This window comes from Euzebyales bacterium, from assembly GCA_035461305.1.
In the GTDB taxonomy this organism is placed as follows: Bacteria; Actinomycetota; Nitriliruptoria; order Euzebyales; family JAHELV01; genus JAHELV01.
In genome coordinates, this window is the sequence record DATHVN010000109.1 from 86,160 (window position 1) to 100,388 (window position 14,229).

General features: G+C 71.1%; 15 protein-coding genes. 12 read left to right on the forward strand and 3 right to left on the reverse strand.

Going from position 1 to position 14,229, the window contains the following annotated elements; genetic code table 11:
* Positions 1 to 60: 60 nt before the first annotated feature.
* The gene (locus VK923_10290) at positions 61 to 537 is read right to left on the reverse strand and encodes an ATP-binding protein (protein HSJ45059.1); all 477 of its coding nucleotides are present in this window, start codon (positions 535 to 537) and stop codon (positions 61 to 63) included.
* 105 nt (positions 538 to 642) lie between these two features.
* Here VK923_10290 and VK923_10295 point away from each other — a divergent pair, with 105 nt between their 5' ends.
* The 10 genes from VK923_10295 to VK923_10340 all read left to right on the forward strand — a co-directional run bounded on the left by VK923_10295 (position 643) and on the right by VK923_10340 (position 11,503).
* On the forward strand, positions 643 to 1,110 hold the full coding sequence (locus tag VK923_10295) for a TIGR00725 family protein (GenBank protein HSJ45060.1): 468 nt from the start codon (positions 643 to 645) through the stop codon (positions 1,108 to 1,110).
* Positions 1,111 to 1,454: 344 nt separating this feature from the next.
* Positions 1,455 to 3,011, forward strand: coding sequence for a 2-isopropylmalate synthase (locus VK923_10300; GenBank protein ID HSJ45061.1), 1,557 nt, complete (start codon positions 1,455 to 1,457; stop codon positions 3,009 to 3,011).
* Positions 3,012 to 3,140: 129 nt separating this feature from the next.
* The gene (locus tag VK923_10305; GenBank protein ID HSJ45062.1) at positions 3,141 to 3,287 is read left to right on the forward strand and encodes a hypothetical protein; all 147 of its coding nucleotides are present in this window, start codon (positions 3,141 to 3,143) and stop codon (positions 3,285 to 3,287) included.
* Between the two features lie 11 nt (positions 3,288 to 3,298).
* Positions 3,299 to 4,699 carry a 3-isopropylmalate dehydratase large subunit gene (gene leuC, locus VK923_10310; GenBank protein HSJ45063.1) on the forward strand — a complete coding sequence of 467 codons (1,401 nt, stop codon included), beginning with the start codon at positions 3,299 to 3,301 and terminating at the stop codon, positions 4,697 to 4,699.
* Positions 4,700 to 4,718: 19 nt separating this feature from the next.
* Positions 4,719 to 5,312 (forward strand): 3-isopropylmalate dehydratase small subunit, encoded by a 594-nt coding sequence (gene leuD, locus VK923_10315; GenBank protein HSJ45064.1) that lies wholly within the window; start codon positions 4,719 to 4,721, stop codon positions 5,310 to 5,312.
* A 452-nt stretch (positions 5,313 to 5,764) separates the two neighbouring features.
* The gene (locus tag VK923_10320; GenBank protein ID HSJ45065.1) at positions 5,765 to 6,973 is read left to right on the forward strand and encodes a crosslink repair DNA glycosylase YcaQ family protein; all 1,209 of its coding nucleotides are present in this window, start codon (positions 5,765 to 5,767) and stop codon (positions 6,971 to 6,973) included.
* Positions 6,974 to 7,051: 78 nt separating this feature from the next.
* Positions 7,052 to 7,192 carry a hypothetical protein gene (locus tag VK923_10325; GenBank protein ID HSJ45066.1) on the forward strand — a complete coding sequence of 47 codons (141 nt, stop codon included), beginning with the start codon at positions 7,052 to 7,054 and terminating at the stop codon, positions 7,190 to 7,192.
* 125 nt (positions 7,193 to 7,317) lie between these two features.
* Entirely contained in the window at positions 7,318 to 7,803 is a 486-nt protein-coding gene (locus tag VK923_10330; protein ID HSJ45067.1) for a hypothetical protein, read from the forward strand.
* A 179-nt stretch (positions 7,804 to 7,982) separates the two neighbouring features.
* Positions 7,983 to 10,745 carry a DEAD/DEAH box helicase gene (locus VK923_10335; GenBank protein ID HSJ45068.1) on the forward strand — a complete coding sequence of 921 codons (2,763 nt, stop codon included), beginning with the start codon at positions 7,983 to 7,985 and terminating at the stop codon, positions 10,743 to 10,745.
* Complete coding sequence (locus tag VK923_10340) at positions 10,742 to 11,503, forward strand: hypothetical protein (protein ID HSJ45069.1); 762 nt, start codon at positions 10,742 to 10,744, stop codon at positions 11,501 to 11,503. Before VK923_10335 ends, VK923_10340 begins: the two co-directional genes overlap by 4 nt.
* A 96-nt stretch (positions 11,504 to 11,599) precedes the next feature.
* Here the strand turns inward: VK923_10340 and VK923_10345 are convergent, their stop codons facing one another.
* Positions 11,600 to 11,995 (reverse strand): DUF4235 domain-containing protein, encoded by a 396-nt coding sequence (locus VK923_10345; GenBank protein HSJ45070.1) that lies wholly within the window; start codon positions 11,993 to 11,995, stop codon positions 11,600 to 11,602.
* The gene (locus VK923_10350; protein HSJ45071.1) at positions 11,992 to 12,435 is read right to left on the reverse strand and encodes a phage holin family protein; all 444 of its coding nucleotides are present in this window, start codon (positions 12,433 to 12,435) and stop codon (positions 11,992 to 11,994) included. Before VK923_10350 ends, VK923_10345 begins: the two co-directional genes overlap by 4 nt.
* Positions 12,436 to 12,838: 403 nt before the next feature.
* Between VK923_10350 and VK923_10355 the strand changes: the two genes are divergently transcribed.
* Positions 12,839 to 13,771: a sigma-70 family RNA polymerase sigma factor gene (locus VK923_10355; GenBank protein ID HSJ45072.1), complete on the forward strand. Its 933-nt coding sequence runs from the start codon at positions 12,839 to 12,841 to the stop codon at positions 13,769 to 13,771.
* A 22-nt stretch (positions 13,772 to 13,793) separates the two neighbouring features.
* Positions 13,794 to 14,201, forward strand: a complete 408-nt coding sequence (locus VK923_10360) for an NUDIX hydrolase (protein HSJ45073.1) — start codon at positions 13,794 to 13,796, stop codon at positions 14,199 to 14,201.
* The last annotated feature ends 28 nt before the right edge of the window (positions 14,202 to 14,229 follow it).

The following is a 14,229-nucleotide window of genomic DNA, read 5'->3' on the forward strand; positions in this document are numbered from 1 at the left end:
AGCCTAGGTCACATTGCCGGCACCTGCTGTTACATCGTCGAAGTCGATGACGTGTCGACCTCAGTCCGTCGGCAGGCGGTCCTGCGCGCGGGTCGTCGATCCGGGGTCTGTCAAGCTGTCGCGGAGCAGAGACGTCTCATCGAGCACGATCTGCTTCGTCAGCATGACCTTCGTCCCACGGCCCTCCTGGACCCGGAAATCGGCCTCGTCCATCAGCATGCGCATCAACGCCAGGCCGCGTCCACCCTCGGCCAGCGCTCCCGCCATCCGCTGACGGCCGTTCACCTCGAACCCCATGCCACTGTCGGCGATCGTGACCCTCGCGGCCTCGCGGTTCAGCTCGAAGGTGACCTGGTACCGGTCTGTGGAGGTGGCGTGCCGCACGACGTTGGCGCAGCCCTCGGTCAGTGCTAGCTCGACATCGGCTGCGCACGACCGCTCCACACCGACCTCCGCCATCGCACTCGCGACGATGCGCCGCACGGCTGAGACGCTCTCGCGGTCACGCGGCAGCCCAAGCGAGATCTCGATGTGCACGCACCTGCCTTCCGACGTACTCCGTTGTACACAGGGCATCCGTACAGTCACGGCGGACAGTACCCAACGTCTATGACCGCCATGCGCTACCCATCGGGGGCCACGATGGACCTGACAGTGTCGGTCATCGGCTCCGCCGTCCCCGCAGCCGATACCGACTCGGCAGCCCGAGACGTGGGCAGGCTGCTGGCGGCCGCAGATGCGGTCGTCGTCTGTGGCGGGCTCGGCGGGGTCATGGCGGCCGTCTGTCAGGGTGCCCAGGAGGCCGGTGGGCGGACGATCGGCGTGCTTCCGGGGGTGGACGCCGCGACCGCGAACCCGTGGGTCGACGTCGCACTGCCCACCGGCATGGGCGAGGCGCGCAACGTGCTCGTGGTGCGCGCGGGCCGCGCCGTCATCGCCGTCGGTGGTGGCTTCGGGACGCTGTCGGAGATCGCGTTCGCCCGCAAGCTGCAGATCCCGGTGGTCGGCCTTGACACCTGGACCCTGCCCGACGACGGCATCATCCACGTCCACACGCCCGACGAGGCCGTCCGTGTGGCCCTGTCCGCCGCCCGGCCCGCACCCGGGTAGCGAGGGGCCGGAGCAGGTCTGTGCGGTGATTGGAGCGAGCGCAGGGGGTGGCTGCGAGCAGGGTGTGGCTGGAGCTCCTTGGGCCGTTGTGAGCGGAGCGAGCGCAGCGAGTGGCCGCGAGCAAGTTGACAGCTGGCGCGCGGACGCGTAGTAGTAGGGGCCGTGCAGATCTCCCGGCCCGACGTACCTTCGCGCCCGACGGGCGCGATCTTCGGGCTGCTGCTCGCGGGCCTTCTCGGCCTCCTCATTCTTTGACGCCGCGGGGCGGAATCTCTCCCAACCCCCCGCGGAGCGCCAGTCCGGGTCCACACCCAGCCCCCTGGTCAACGTGAGGAGACCGCACGATGCCCCCCAACGCTGTACAGATCTTCGACACGACGCTGCGCGACGGCGAGCAGGCGCCCGGGATCTCGCTGGGCGTCAAGGAGAAGCTCGAGATCGCTGACCAGTTGGCCAGGCTGCACGTCGACATCATCGAGGCCGGCTTCCCCATCACCTCCCAGGGGGACTTCGACGCCGTCAAGGCGATCGCGGAGGACGTGGGCACCGTTCCCGACGCGCCCGTCATCGCGGCGCTCGCCCGCTGTGCGCGTGGCGACATCGACCGTGCGGCCGCCGCGCTGAAAGGTGCGGCGCGCTCCCGGATCCACGTGTTCCTGTCGACGTCGGAGATCCACCGGCGCGCGATGCTGCGGGCATCGGAGGAGGAGATCCTGGCGTCGACCGCCGCCTCGGTCCGCCACGCCCGCAGCTACACCGACAACGTCGAGTTCAGCCCGCAGGACGCCACCCGCACCGACCACGACTTCCTGGTGAAGGTCGTCGACGTGGCGGTCGAGAACGGGGCGACGACGGTCAACATCCCGGACACGGTCGGCTACGCGCTGCCCCACGACTTCGGCGCGCTGATCGCCGAGATCGTCGGCCGGGTCGGCGACGACGTCATGGTCAGCGTGCACTGCCACAACGACCTGGGTCTGGCGGTCGCGAACTCGCTGGAGGCGGTCCGTAACGGTGCCCGCCAGATCGAGGTGGCGGTCAACGGCATCGGTGAGCGCGCGGGCAACTGCTCCATGGAGGAGGTCGTCATGGCGCTGGCGACGAGGTCGGATCTGCTGGAGCGCTCGACGCAGATCGCGACGCGCGAGATCGCACGCACCTCACGTATGGTCACGGCTCTCACCGGCTATCCGGTCCAGTTCAACAAGGCCGTCGTTGGTCGCAACGCGTTCGCCCACGAATCCGGCATCCACCAGCACGGCGTGCTCCAGGACCGCCTGACCTACGAGATCATGCGTGCCGAGGACATCGGGTTGACGGGCGCCCAGATCGTCCTGGGCAAGCACTCGGGCCGCCACGCCTTCGCCACTCAGCTGGCCGAGCTGGGCTACGAGCTCGCGGACGACGAACTGGCGCGAGCGTTCTCACGCTTTAAGGAGCTGGCCGACCGCAAGGTCGAGCTGACCGACATCGACCTCGAGGCGATCGTCGCCGACGAGGTCTCGGCCAGCGCCGACGACGTGTTCGAACTGCAGTCCCTGCAGGTCTCCGGTGGCACCGCGACGGCACCAACCGCCACGGTCCGCGTCCGCAGGACGGCCGACGACGTCACGATCGACGAGTCGGCGATGGGAGACGGCATGGTCGACGCTGCCTGCGGCGCGATCCGCCGCGCAGTGGGGATCGAGGCGAGGTTGGTCACCTTCAACGTCGCCGCTGTCACCGGGGGCATCGACGCCCTCGGCGACGTGACCGTGCAGGTCGAGGTCGACGGCAGGCGCATCAGCGGCCGCGGCGTGTCAACCGACATCGTCGAGGCCAGTGCACGCGCCTTCCTGTCGGCCATCAACAAGTCGGTACGCCTGCGCCACCGCGCGCGGGCGATGACCGACACCCCCTGACCGCACACGCGGAGCACCGCCCACCACCGCGGTGAGCCGACGGGGCCGGATGGTCCAGGCGCCGCGCAGGGTCATCGCCTGCGCGACGCCGGGACCGGCACCGGCCGCCACCCTAGGAGCAGGAGCGACATGACCACCATCGACCCCGACGTCGCGGCCCAGCCCACGGCGACGGACACCGGCGACAGCACCGCGACCACACCCCTGGAGCCCGTCGTGCGCATCGACGGCGAGCTCGCGGGCAGACTGCTGGCCAGCGCACGCTGGCAGCAGTGACAGAGGCAGGGATGCCCGAGACTCCCAGGACCCTGATCGACAAGATCTTCGACAGCCACGTCGTCGTCCAGGACGACGGCCCAGCACTGCTCTATGTCGATCTCCACCTCGTCCACGAGGTCACAAGCCCACAGGCGTTCGAGGGGCTGCGGCTCTCGGGTCGGCGGGTGCGCCGCCCGGAGCTGACGCTGGCCACGATGGACCACAACGTGCCGACGACCGACCGATCGCTGCCGGTGGCCGACGAGCTGTCCGCCGCCCAGATCGAGGCGCTGCGCAGCAACTGCGAGGAGTTCGGCATCCGCCTGTTCGACCTGCACTCGCGGCAGCAGGGCATCGTCCACATGATCGGCCCCGAGCTCGGGCTCACCCAGCCGGGCATGACGATCGTCTGCGGCGACAGTCACACGGCGACGCACGGCGCGTTCGGTGCGCTGGCGTTCGGCATCGGCACGAGCGAGGTCGAGCACGTGCTGGCCACCCAGACGCTGCCCCAGGGGCGGCCGAGGCAGATGGTAGTCGAGGTCGACGGCGACCTGCCGTTCGGCGTGACCGCCAAGGACGTCATCCTGTCCATCATCGCCGCGATCGGCGTCGATGGTGGCAACGGCCACGTCATCGAGTACCGCGGCAGCACGGTCGCGGGCCTGTCCATGGAAGGCCGCATGACGATCTGCAACATGTCGATCGAGGGCGGTGCCCGGGCCGGCCTGATCGCGCCCGACGAGACCACCTTCGCCTACCTCAAGAACCGCCCGCACGCGCCGCAGGGCGACCAGTGGGACGAGGCCCTGGCGTACTGGCGATCGCTGCCGACCGAGGACGGCGCGATGTTCGACCGCGTGGAACGCCTGTCCGCTGCCGACGTCGAGCCAACGGTGACGTGGGGCACCACCCCCGCGATGAGCGTCCCGGTAGGCGGGCACGTCCCGCACCCGGAGGACACACCGGACCCGGCGCACGCCCAGCGGGCGCTCGAGTACATGGGTCTCCAGGGCGGCGACGCCATCACCGACATCACGCTCGACCGCGTGTTCCTCGGCTCGTGCACGAACGCCAGGATCGAGGATCTGCGCGCGGCCGCGACCGTCGTCGCCGGCAGACGCGTCGCAGACGGCATCCACGCGATGGTGGTGCCCGGCTCGTACCCCGTGAAGCTGCAGGCCGAGTCCGAGGGCCTTGCCGACGTCTTCGTCGACGCCGGCTTCGAGTGGCGCGAGCCCGGCTGTTCGATGTGCCTGGGCATGAACCCCGACATCCTGGCACCCGGTGAACGCTGCGCGTCGACGTCGAACCGCAACTTCGAGGGCCGGCAGGGTAGAGGCGGACGCACCCACCTGGTGTCGCCCGTGATGGCCGCGGCGGCCGCGGTCCACGGGCACTTCGTCGACGTCCGCGACCTGACCGACTGACGACGAAAGCGACGAGCACGTGGAGCCACTCACCGCAGTCTCCGGCCGTATGGCCCCGCTGGACCGTGCGCACGTCGACACGGACCAGATCATGCCGAAGCAGCACCTCAAGCGCATCGAGCGGACAGGCTTCGGCGACCTCGTGTTCAGCGACTGGCGCGCCGACCCGGACTTCGTGCTGAACCGGCAGCGGCACGCCGGTGCGACGATTCTGGTCGCCGGCCCGAACTTCGGTTCGGGGTCGTCCCGTGAGCATGCAGCATGGGGTCTGCAGCAGTACGGCTTCGATGCGATCATCGCGCCGTCGTTCGCGGACATCTTCCGCAGCAACTGCGCGAAGATCGGCTTGCTGACCGTCGTCCTGTCCGCCGAACGCTGCGGGGAACTGATCGCCCTGGCGACCGACCAGCCGCATGTCGACATCCACATCGATGTGTACGAGCAGAGCGTCCGGACACCGTCCTGGATGGAGCACTTCGAGATGGACCGGCACACGAAGCGTGTGCTGACCAAGGGCCTGGACTCCATCGACCTCATCCTCACCCAGGAGGGCGACATCGCCGGCTTCGAGGCATCCCGACCGTCGTTCCTGCCGGTGGCCGCGAGCGCCTGAAGATCGCGGGACGCCGGAGCCTGGGTCAGTCGGCCTGCGCGCAGGCGATGCCGTCACCATCGCGTCGAGCCCGAGCTGGTCGTCGGTGCTCGCGGCGACGCCGCCCGGGAACAGGTCGCGCACGTCCCGGCAGGTCCACGAGGCTTTGTTCTCGGAGCCGGCATCGCCACCGGCAGGCACTCGCCGTCCTCGCCGTGGCCGACACGCATCCGGCGTCTGGAGCTGTCGTCAGCACCTGCCCGGGGCGCACGCGACCCGGCGGCGGTCCAGCCGCACGGCCGCAGCCAGGCGCGTGATGCCGGCACCGACCGGCTCCTGCGCGGCCATCGCCAGCGCGGTCCGCAGCTGGTTCGCCGCATGCCGGGGGGACGCCGCATCGTCCCCGCTGCCGGCTTCGTCCGCGGCCTCTCCGAATGGCGGGGGCGCCGGCCCGATCGCTACAGTGCGCGGCCATGCATGCCCTGCGACCCGAACAGGTGCGACGGATCGCCCTCGCCGCCCAGGGGTTCGACCGGCCGCGGCCGTCGGGCCGCATCGACATCCGCCACCTGCGTGGCGTGATGCGCCGGCTCGACCTGCTGCAGATCGATGCGGTGCAGACGGTCGAGCGCAGCCAGTACCTGCCGATCTTCTCCCGGCTCGGGCCCTACCCGCACAGCCTGCTCGACGACGCGGCCTACCGCCGTCGCGAGCTGTTCGAGGCGTGGGCGCACGAGGCGAGCCTGGTCGCGATCGAGCGGTGGCCGGCGCTGGCGCACCGTCGTGACAACTGGTCGAGTGGACGCGCTGCGCGCCTGGAGGCGGAACGTCCCGGCTACATCGCGCAGGTCCGTGCCGAGGTCGCGGCGCGCGGACCCCTGACTGTCGGCGACCTGTCCGACCCGGGTGAGCGCACCGGGCCGTGGTGGGGATGGTCGCCGGGCAAGGCAGCTCTGGAGGCCCTGTTCGCGTGGGGCGAGGTGGCGATCGCTGGGCGCCGCGGCCAGACGCGCTCGTACGACCTGACCGAACGGGTCATCCCGGCAGCTGTGCGCGCACGCTTGATCCTGGACCGGGCCGCGGCGTACCGCGAGCTGCTGCTCGTCGCCGCCGACGCCTTGGGGGTGGCGACGGCCGATGACCTCGCCGACTACTACCGGCTTGGGGTCACGGCCACGCGGCCGGCCCTCGATGACCTGGTCCGCAGGGGTGTGCTCGAACCGGTCGAGGTCACCGGGTGGGACCGCGTGGCCTACCGCGCGCCGAGCGCACGACTGACGCGGGACGTGCAGGCGGCGGCGCTTCTGACGCCGTTCGATCCACTGGTCTGGTACCGCGACCGCGCAGAGCGTGTCTTTGACTTCCACTACCGCCTGGAGTTCTACGTCCCGGCGGAGCAGCGGCGGTACGGGTACTTCGTGATGCCGTTCGTGCTCGGCGACACGGTCGTCGCCCGCGCCGACGTGAAGGCGGACCGCCGCGCCGGGGTGGTGCGCGTCCCAGCGGCCTTCGCCGAGCCGGCGGTCGACCCCGCCCACGTCGCCGGCCCGCTGCTCGACGAGCTGCGGACGCTGACCGCCTGGTTGGGCCTCGACGGAGTGGTCGTGGACGGAGAGGGCGCGCTTGACCATGCCCTACGCCGGGCTGCCGGCACCGAGGCGATCGCGGTCAGTGGGTCGTGACGACCGCACCGGATCCGGCCTCGGCAGTGGTCGCCCCGGAACGACGCCGCCCTCGCCGCGCAGCTGCACGGTGGGGTCGTGCAGCAGCTCACGGCGCTGTCGCTGGCGGTGGTCAGCGCCCTGCTGCATCACGCCGACGGTGACGCCGCTGCGGTCGAGGCCGCGCTACGTTCGGTGCGAGCGGTCGCGGACGCGACCGTGCGCGACTGCCGGAGCTGATCGACGGGTTGCACGGAGATGCTTGATTTCAGGACCCGCCGCCGCCACGCTGGTCGTCGCGCCCGTTCCCGATGACCCCTGGGGAGTACCGGTTGGCAGCTGAGCCCGCACCCAGGTCTCCGGAGGTGCGTGAGGTCCCCGCCTATGCCTGGGACTGGCTGCAGCGGTCGCGTCCAGTCGTTGAACAGCTCGCCGACGTCCTGACGGGCCAGCGTCCCCGAGCCGGTTTCGTCGACGCGGTCCGGCGCAGCTACGCCAAGGACCCACTCGTCCGTGACGCGGTGCACTCGGTCGTGTCCGACGTGGCGTTCCGTGGAAGGGTGCCGCCGCGGCGGCCACCGGGCGCGTCGTGGGACCGTGGACTGGTGTGGTGGGCCGCCACGCTGGCGGGCTGCGCGCCCGACGACTACGCCGAGCGCGCCGCCCGGGTCGACCAACCGACCCTGTTCGGTGAGCCGGTCCAGGCGCCGGCCTCGGAGCGGGCGGCGCTGATCGCCGCGCTGCGGGACCTGTTGGCACTTCGGATCGGTGACCAGGTCCCGGCGGCCGCCGTGCGTCAACTCATTGCGCACCTGGAGCGCGATTCAGAGGCAGACGACCAGGTCCGCTAGCGTGGAGGGTTCTGCGCTGACGAAAGGCCCGCGCGCTGTTCGATCTCGTCTTCTCGCCGCACCCCGCGCTGCCCGCTGCCGGCCGCCTGCTGTTCCACCGACCGCGCGGTGGCGGCGCGCCCGTCGCCGATGCCGGCGCACTCGGGATCACGGTTGTCGCAGGCCGCGCGTCACTGGTCGTGCCGGTCGACGGGGTCGCTCGACGTCAGGACCACCCCGTCGCGGCCGCGGCGCTGTCGGACGCGCTTCCCCGCTTGCTGTCGGCTGACAGGTCAGCCTCGCCGTCGGTCGACGTCTACGTCCGTGCTGCCCGCCTGGCGGTCGGACTGGTCGCCGAGCACCAGGTCGCGCCCGTCCTGCGCGCGTTCGGCGACCACGTTGTGGCCACGTGGCAGGCGTTGCTGCCGGTCGGTGGCATGGCGATCGATGCCGTCGGTGCCCTGTCCGATGCGCTGCCGGCAGCCGGCCACGCACTGCCGTGCGGGTCTGACGACGAGGTCTGGCACCCGTTCGCCCTGCTGCGGTGCTTCGTCGACGCGGTCGTCGACGCGTTGGTGCGTTCATCGTCGGACGACCCGCGCGGCGCCCGTCCACGTGACCGCCTGCTGCCGTGGACGGCGCGGTGGCAGGAGGCCGGGACCGATGCCGGCGACCCGGTGGTGCCGCTGCGCGCGGAGCGCGGTGAGCTGCTCGCAGGTGTGCGTGAGTGGCTGCGACCCTACGAACAGCCCCGAACCGAGCACACCCCGGAGCTGACGCTTGCGCCGCCCGACCGCGCCGACGGGCCGTGGACGATCGAGTTCGGGCTGCGCGACCGACACGGTGCGCTGCTGACGGCGGCGGACCTGTGGCGCGACGACCAGGGCCTGTCCGACGGGATCGAGGCGCTGCTCGAGGCGCTGGCGCGGGCCGCGCGCGTGTGCGGCCCGATCGAGGACGCACTCGACCAGCGGCAGCCCGTCAGCGCCCGGCTCGACAGCACCGAGGCGTGGCGGTTCATCGACGAGACGGCGCCGCTGCTCGGCGACGCCGGGTACCGGGTCGTGCTTCCCGACGCGGTCAAGCAGCTGCGTCCCCGGCTGCAGCTCGGCGACACCGACGACGAGGGGTCGCTCGACGGGACCGTCGAGGTCCACTGGATGGGCTCCATCGGCGATGACGTCGTCGACGCCACAACGGTCGACGACCTGCTCGAAGCCGACGAGCCTCTCGTCTGGTGGCGGGACCGGTGGGTCCACGTCGAGCCGGAGGTCCGGGCCGCCTGGGAGACACGCGCCGAGCTCGGGACCCGGGTGCCGCTGATCGAGGCGGTCGGCCTTGCAGTGGCCGGTGTCGGCGCCGTTCCGGGCGCGGCGCGGGGGTCTGACGTGACCCGTGTGACCGCGCTCGGGCCGCTGGCCACGATGGTGGACCGGCTGCGCGGCGGCGGACCAGCCGGCCGTGGAACCCCCGTCGCACCCGGGTTCACTGGACGCCTGCGCGGCTACCAGCTCGACGCCGTCGGTTGGCTCGAGATGATGCGCGGCCTCGGACTCGGCGCGGTGCTCGCCGACGACATGGGGCTGGGCAAGACCGTCATGCTCATCGCCCACGTGCTGGCACAGACCCACGGACCACACCTCGTGGTGTGCCCGACGTCGGTGGTCACCAACTGGGAACGTGAGCTCGCCCGGTTCGCACCCGACCTGCCGGTGCACCGCCACCACGGTCCCGACCGGGCCGGCAGCCTCAATGATGTCGAGGGTGTCGTCGTTACGTCGTACGGCACCCTGCGCCGTGACATCGACGTCCTGTCGGCCGTCAACTGGGAGATCACCGCACTCGACGAGGCGCAGCAGGTCAAGAACCCGGACACGCTCGGCGCCCGGGCGATCCGTCGGTTGCGGTCCGCCCACTGCGTCGCGTTGACCGGCACGCCCGTGGAGAACCGACTGCGCGAACTGTGGTCTGTGATCGACCTGACCAACCCCGGGCTGCTGGGATCCCGTCCGTCCTTCGAGCGCCGGTTCGCCCATCCGATCGAACGAAGGGGCGACCACACCACCCGCGCGCAGCTGCGCCGCCTGATCGCCCCGTTCGTGCTGCGCCGGACCAAGTCCGACCCGTCGGTCGCGCCCGACCTGCCACCGCGCATCGAGCGCACCGTGCCGTGCACGATGAGCGACGGCCAACGACGCCGGTACGCCGACGCCGTCGACGCGTTTCGACGACAGGCACCGGGGGCGGTCGGTGGCATGCAGTACCGGGGCGCCGTGCTCGCCCTGCTGACCCGGCTGAAGCAGATCTGTGACCACCCGGCACTCGGCGCGACAGCGTCGAGCCCCACCGTGGGTCGCTCCGGCAAGCTCGCCGTCGCACATCAGCTGATCGCCGAAGCCACGCAGGCCGGGGAACGGGTGCTCGTCTTCACCCAGTTCGTCGGCATGGCGCGCATCCTGGTAGACGAGCTGTCGCACGCGCTCGGCGCCCCGGTGCCGATGTTGCACGGCGGCATGTCGGCGACCGCGCGTCAGCGGGTCGTGGACCGCTTCCAGGGCGAGACCAACGACCCACCCCCGCCCGTGCTCGTTGCCAGCCTCCGCGCCGGCGGAACCGGGATGAATTTGACCGCCGCGACCCAGGTGATCCACTACGACCGCTGGTGGAACCCGGCGGTGGAGGACCAGGCGTCCGACCGCGCCCACAGGATCGGGCAGACCGAGCGGGTGCTGATTCACCGCCTTATGGCCGTGGGCACGTTGGAGGAGCGGATCGACGCCATGCTGACCGCCAAGCGCGAGATGGCGTCGGCCGTCGTCGGCGCGGGGGAGACGTGGATCACCGAGCTCGAGCCCGACGCGCTGCTCGAGCTGGTCGAGCTCAGCGACAGCTCGCGGGGCGGGGACGCGCCGGCGCTGGCGGCGGTGGACGCGGCCCGGACCACGTCAGGCGGTCGGTCGTGAACCGGGCGCGCTGGCTCGAGGCGCTCGGCATTCGCGCCGCTGCCGTGACCGACGAGCGGACCCTGCGTGAGGCGGAACGGCTGCGGACCGCCGGGCGGGTCATGTCGGTCCGCACCTCCGCGGGCCTGATCGAGGCGCGGGTGCAGGGGTCGCACGCTCGACCGCACCTCGTCGAGCTCGCGGTCGACACGTGGACCGACGAGCAGTGGCACGCCGTCGGTGACCTGCTCGCGCGACAGGCCCGCCACTACGCGCGCCTGCTCGCCGGCCAGCTGCCAGACCAGTTCGACGTCGCGCTGGCCGAGCTCGGCCTGTCCCTGGTGCCCCCGGCCGGACAGTGGCGTCTGCGGTGCACCTGCGACCAGGCGTCACCGTGCGTGCACCAGGTCGCCGTGTGGCTCAGCGTCCGCGACCACCTCGACCGCGAACCGTATCTGATCACCCGGCTACGTGGTCGCAGCCGCGAGCAGCTGCTCGCCGAGATCCGCGATCAGCGGGAGGCCGGCGAGCGTTCGGGTGTCGACGCGACCACCCTCGATACACGCCGCTGGTCCCAGGCCGCCATGGATCCCGCCGAGGTACCGCTACCCGCCGTGCGCCGCCCGGCGACCACGGCTGGACCCCTGCGGATGCTCGGCGACCCACCGGGCTGGGCGGGAGTGGCTGACGCGCTCACGATGTTCGGGCCCGCGATCGAGGCGGCGGGTGAGCGCGCGCGCCTCCTGCTCAGCGAGGACGGCCACGTCGAAGACGGCTGAGCCGGTCCAGGCGCGGGAGCCCTCAGGGGACAGGTCGGGGGTCGCCGAGGACGTGATCGTGCCGGGGCGCCGGCGCGCCTGCCGAGGCCGTAGGCGCTAGGCGACGTCCTGCAGCCCGGGAGGCAGGGTGCCGGTCGCGCGCCGCCATCCCGCGGCCGCACCACGGCTGGCTACCATGCGCGCGACGCCGATCACCAGTCCGGTCGCGGCGGTCCATGCGATGGCCTCGCCCCATGAGGTGGCGGGATCGGCCGGGTTGTTCGGTGGTTCCGACTTCGCGACGCTGCGCCACACGGCAATCAGCAGGTTGCGCACCGCCATGCTCGCCAGCACCGCGGCGCCCGTCGCCGCGATCTTCCAGACGGTCTTCTCCATCGCCTGTCCCATCTCTGCGCGCATCTCGTCGTTGAAGACGTCCAGGTCGCGTCCCAAGCGCTCGCGTGCGGCGCGCACGGCCTCGTGCTGGGGAAGCAGCCCCTTGGTCTCGTTCACCGTCCTCGCAGGTGTGTCTTGACCCACGCCATGTCCTCCTGCACGTTCGTCTTCGCCTGCTCAACGGACACGGGCGTGCCCAGCTTGTTCCTGCCGATCAGCATCAGCACGGCGGCGATGAGGATCAGGACCCCAGCCACGATGAGCGCCGCAGCCCATCCTGGCATGACCAGTGCGAGTGCGAATCCCGCCGCGATCAGCAGGCCCTGCACGGCCAGCCACAGCAGCACGGCCGCGCCAATCATCAAGCCCATGCCGAGGCCGTTGGCCATGACGCCCTGCGTCAGCTCGGCCTTGGCCAGGTCGATCTCGGCGCGGACCAGCTCCGACGTGTCCTGCGCGACCGCCTTGAGCGCTGTGGCGGCGCCGATGGTCGGCCTGGCTCCGAACGTGTAGCGCGATCCCGGTGGCGGCCGTCCGTCCGTGTCAATCTCCGTCATCTGCCCACCCGCTGTCGTGTGACGTTGTCTCGTCGCGTCCGATGGTACCCGGTGTGGTGCATTCCCAGCGTGCACCTCCACACCCGTTGGTACGCGAGATCGTGCTCATCCGCGGAGCCCATCACACGCCGGGAGGGTACGAAGTGGTACGACCGGGTATCCGTTCCGAGCAGCCACGGCAAGGAGTCGGGTTGCACGATCAGACGGCACCACGCACCATGTGCAGCGCGCCTGGTGCCACAGGTGCGCATCGTAGCGGTCCGCGCACCGTATCCTGGCAGGCGTCCGCATGTCCCAACCCGGGTCGTTCCGGTCACCAGGACGGACCCGACCACCGGTTTGCGCGGTGCGGGCGGGCGCGAGCACGGACGTTGGACGGGTCGAACGAAGGGTGACGGCGACGGTGCCACAGATCGTAGAGGAGATGCCGCTCCACGATCACGTGCAGCTGTACCTGCGCGAGATGGCGCGGACCGCCCTGTTGACCGCGGAGGAGGAGGTCGACCTCGCGAAGCGCTACGAGGCCGGTCTCGAGGCCGACCGTCTGATCAAGAACGGCGGCGAGCAGCAGCAGCCCCGACGACGGCAGCTCCAACAGGTGCTGCGGGACGGCCAGCGCGCCAAGGAACGCCTGGTGCAGGCCAACCTCCGACTTGTCGTGTCCGTCGCCAAGCGCTACCAGGGCCAGGGACTGCCACTGCTCGACCTCATCCAGGAGGGCAACCTCGGGCTGCTCCGCGCCGTGGAGAAGTTCGACTATCGCCGCGGCTACAAGTTCTCGACGTACGCGACCTGGTGGATCCGCCAGGCGGTGGGACGCGGCGTCGCCGACAAGGGCCGCACGATCCGTCTGCCCGTGCACATGATGGAGCGGGTCCGCCGTGCGCTGTCGATGCAGCGCGACCTGGCCGAGAGCCTGGGACGTGAGCCCGCGATCGAGGAGCTCGCCGAGGAGCTCGGCGAAGACGTCGAGACCGTCGAGGAGCTGCTCACCTACGCCCGGACGCCGACGTCACTGGAGACGCCGGTCGGTGAGGACGGCGACGCCGAGCTCGGTGACTTCATCGAGGACCGCAACGCCGACGACCCGATGGAGGTCGCGGCGAAGGGCATGGCCCGCCGGGAACTGCTCGACGTCGTCGCCGGGCTGCCCGAGCGGGAACGCATCATCCTCGAGCTGAGGTTCGGCCTGCTTGACGGCGAGGCGCGCACGCTCGACGACGTCGGCCGGTACTTCGGCCTCACGCGGGAGCGCATCCGTCAACTTGAGGCGCGCGCGCTGTCCAAGCTGCGCCATCCCTCGCGTGGCCGCGCGCTCAGCGACACCGCCGCCTGACGCCCACGACAGCCGACGTCGCATGTCCGCAGGCGCCGACAGGATCGAGGCCGCGGGCGGCGTGCTGTGGCGCAGGGATACGGACGGTCTGCGGTACGCGATCATCCACCGCCCCAAGTACGATGACTGGTCGCTGCCCAAGGGCAAGCTGGATCCCGGCGAGACCCACGAGCAGGCCGCCGTCCGCGAGGTCGAGGAGGAGACCGGCTGGCAGGCCGAGGTCGGTCCGGAGCTCGGCGTGATCACCTACGAGCACGGCGGCCGTCCCAAGCGGGTGGAGTACTGGAGCATGCGTGCCATCGACGGTGACTTCGTCCCGAACAAGGAGGTCGACGACCTGCGGTGGCTGCCTCAGGACCAGGCGCGGGCGCTGTTGAGCTACGACCGCGACCGTGACGTCTTCGACCGCTTCGTGGCGGCGCTCGACTGAGGCGCGTGGCTACCCGTGGTGCGTGGGT

Coding starts and splice junctions, on each gene's coding strand:
- VK923_10295 (HSJ45060.1), top strand. CDS start 643: ATGGACCTGACAGTGTCGGTCATCGGCTCCGCCGTCCCCGCAGCCGAT.
- VK923_10300 (HSJ45061.1), top strand. CDS start 1,455: ATGCCCCCCAACGCTGTACAGATCTTCGACACGACGCTGCGCGACGGC.
- VK923_10305 (HSJ45062.1), top strand. CDS start 3,141: ATGACCACCATCGACCCCGACGTCGCGGCCCAGCCCACGGCGACGGAC.
- leuC (HSJ45063.1), top strand. CDS start 3,299: ATGCCCGAGACTCCCAGGACCCTGATCGACAAGATCTTCGACAGCCAC.
- VK923_10320 (HSJ45065.1), top strand. CDS start 5,765: ATGCATGCCCTGCGACCCGAACAGGTGCGACGGATCGCCCTCGCCGCC.
- VK923_10350 (HSJ45071.1), bottom strand. CDS start 12,435: ATGACGGAGATTGACACGGACGGACGGCCGCCACCGGGATCGCGCTAC.
- VK923_10360 (HSJ45073.1), top strand. CDS start 13,794: ATGTCCGCAGGCGCCGACAGGATCGAGGCCGCGGGCGGCGTGCTGTGG.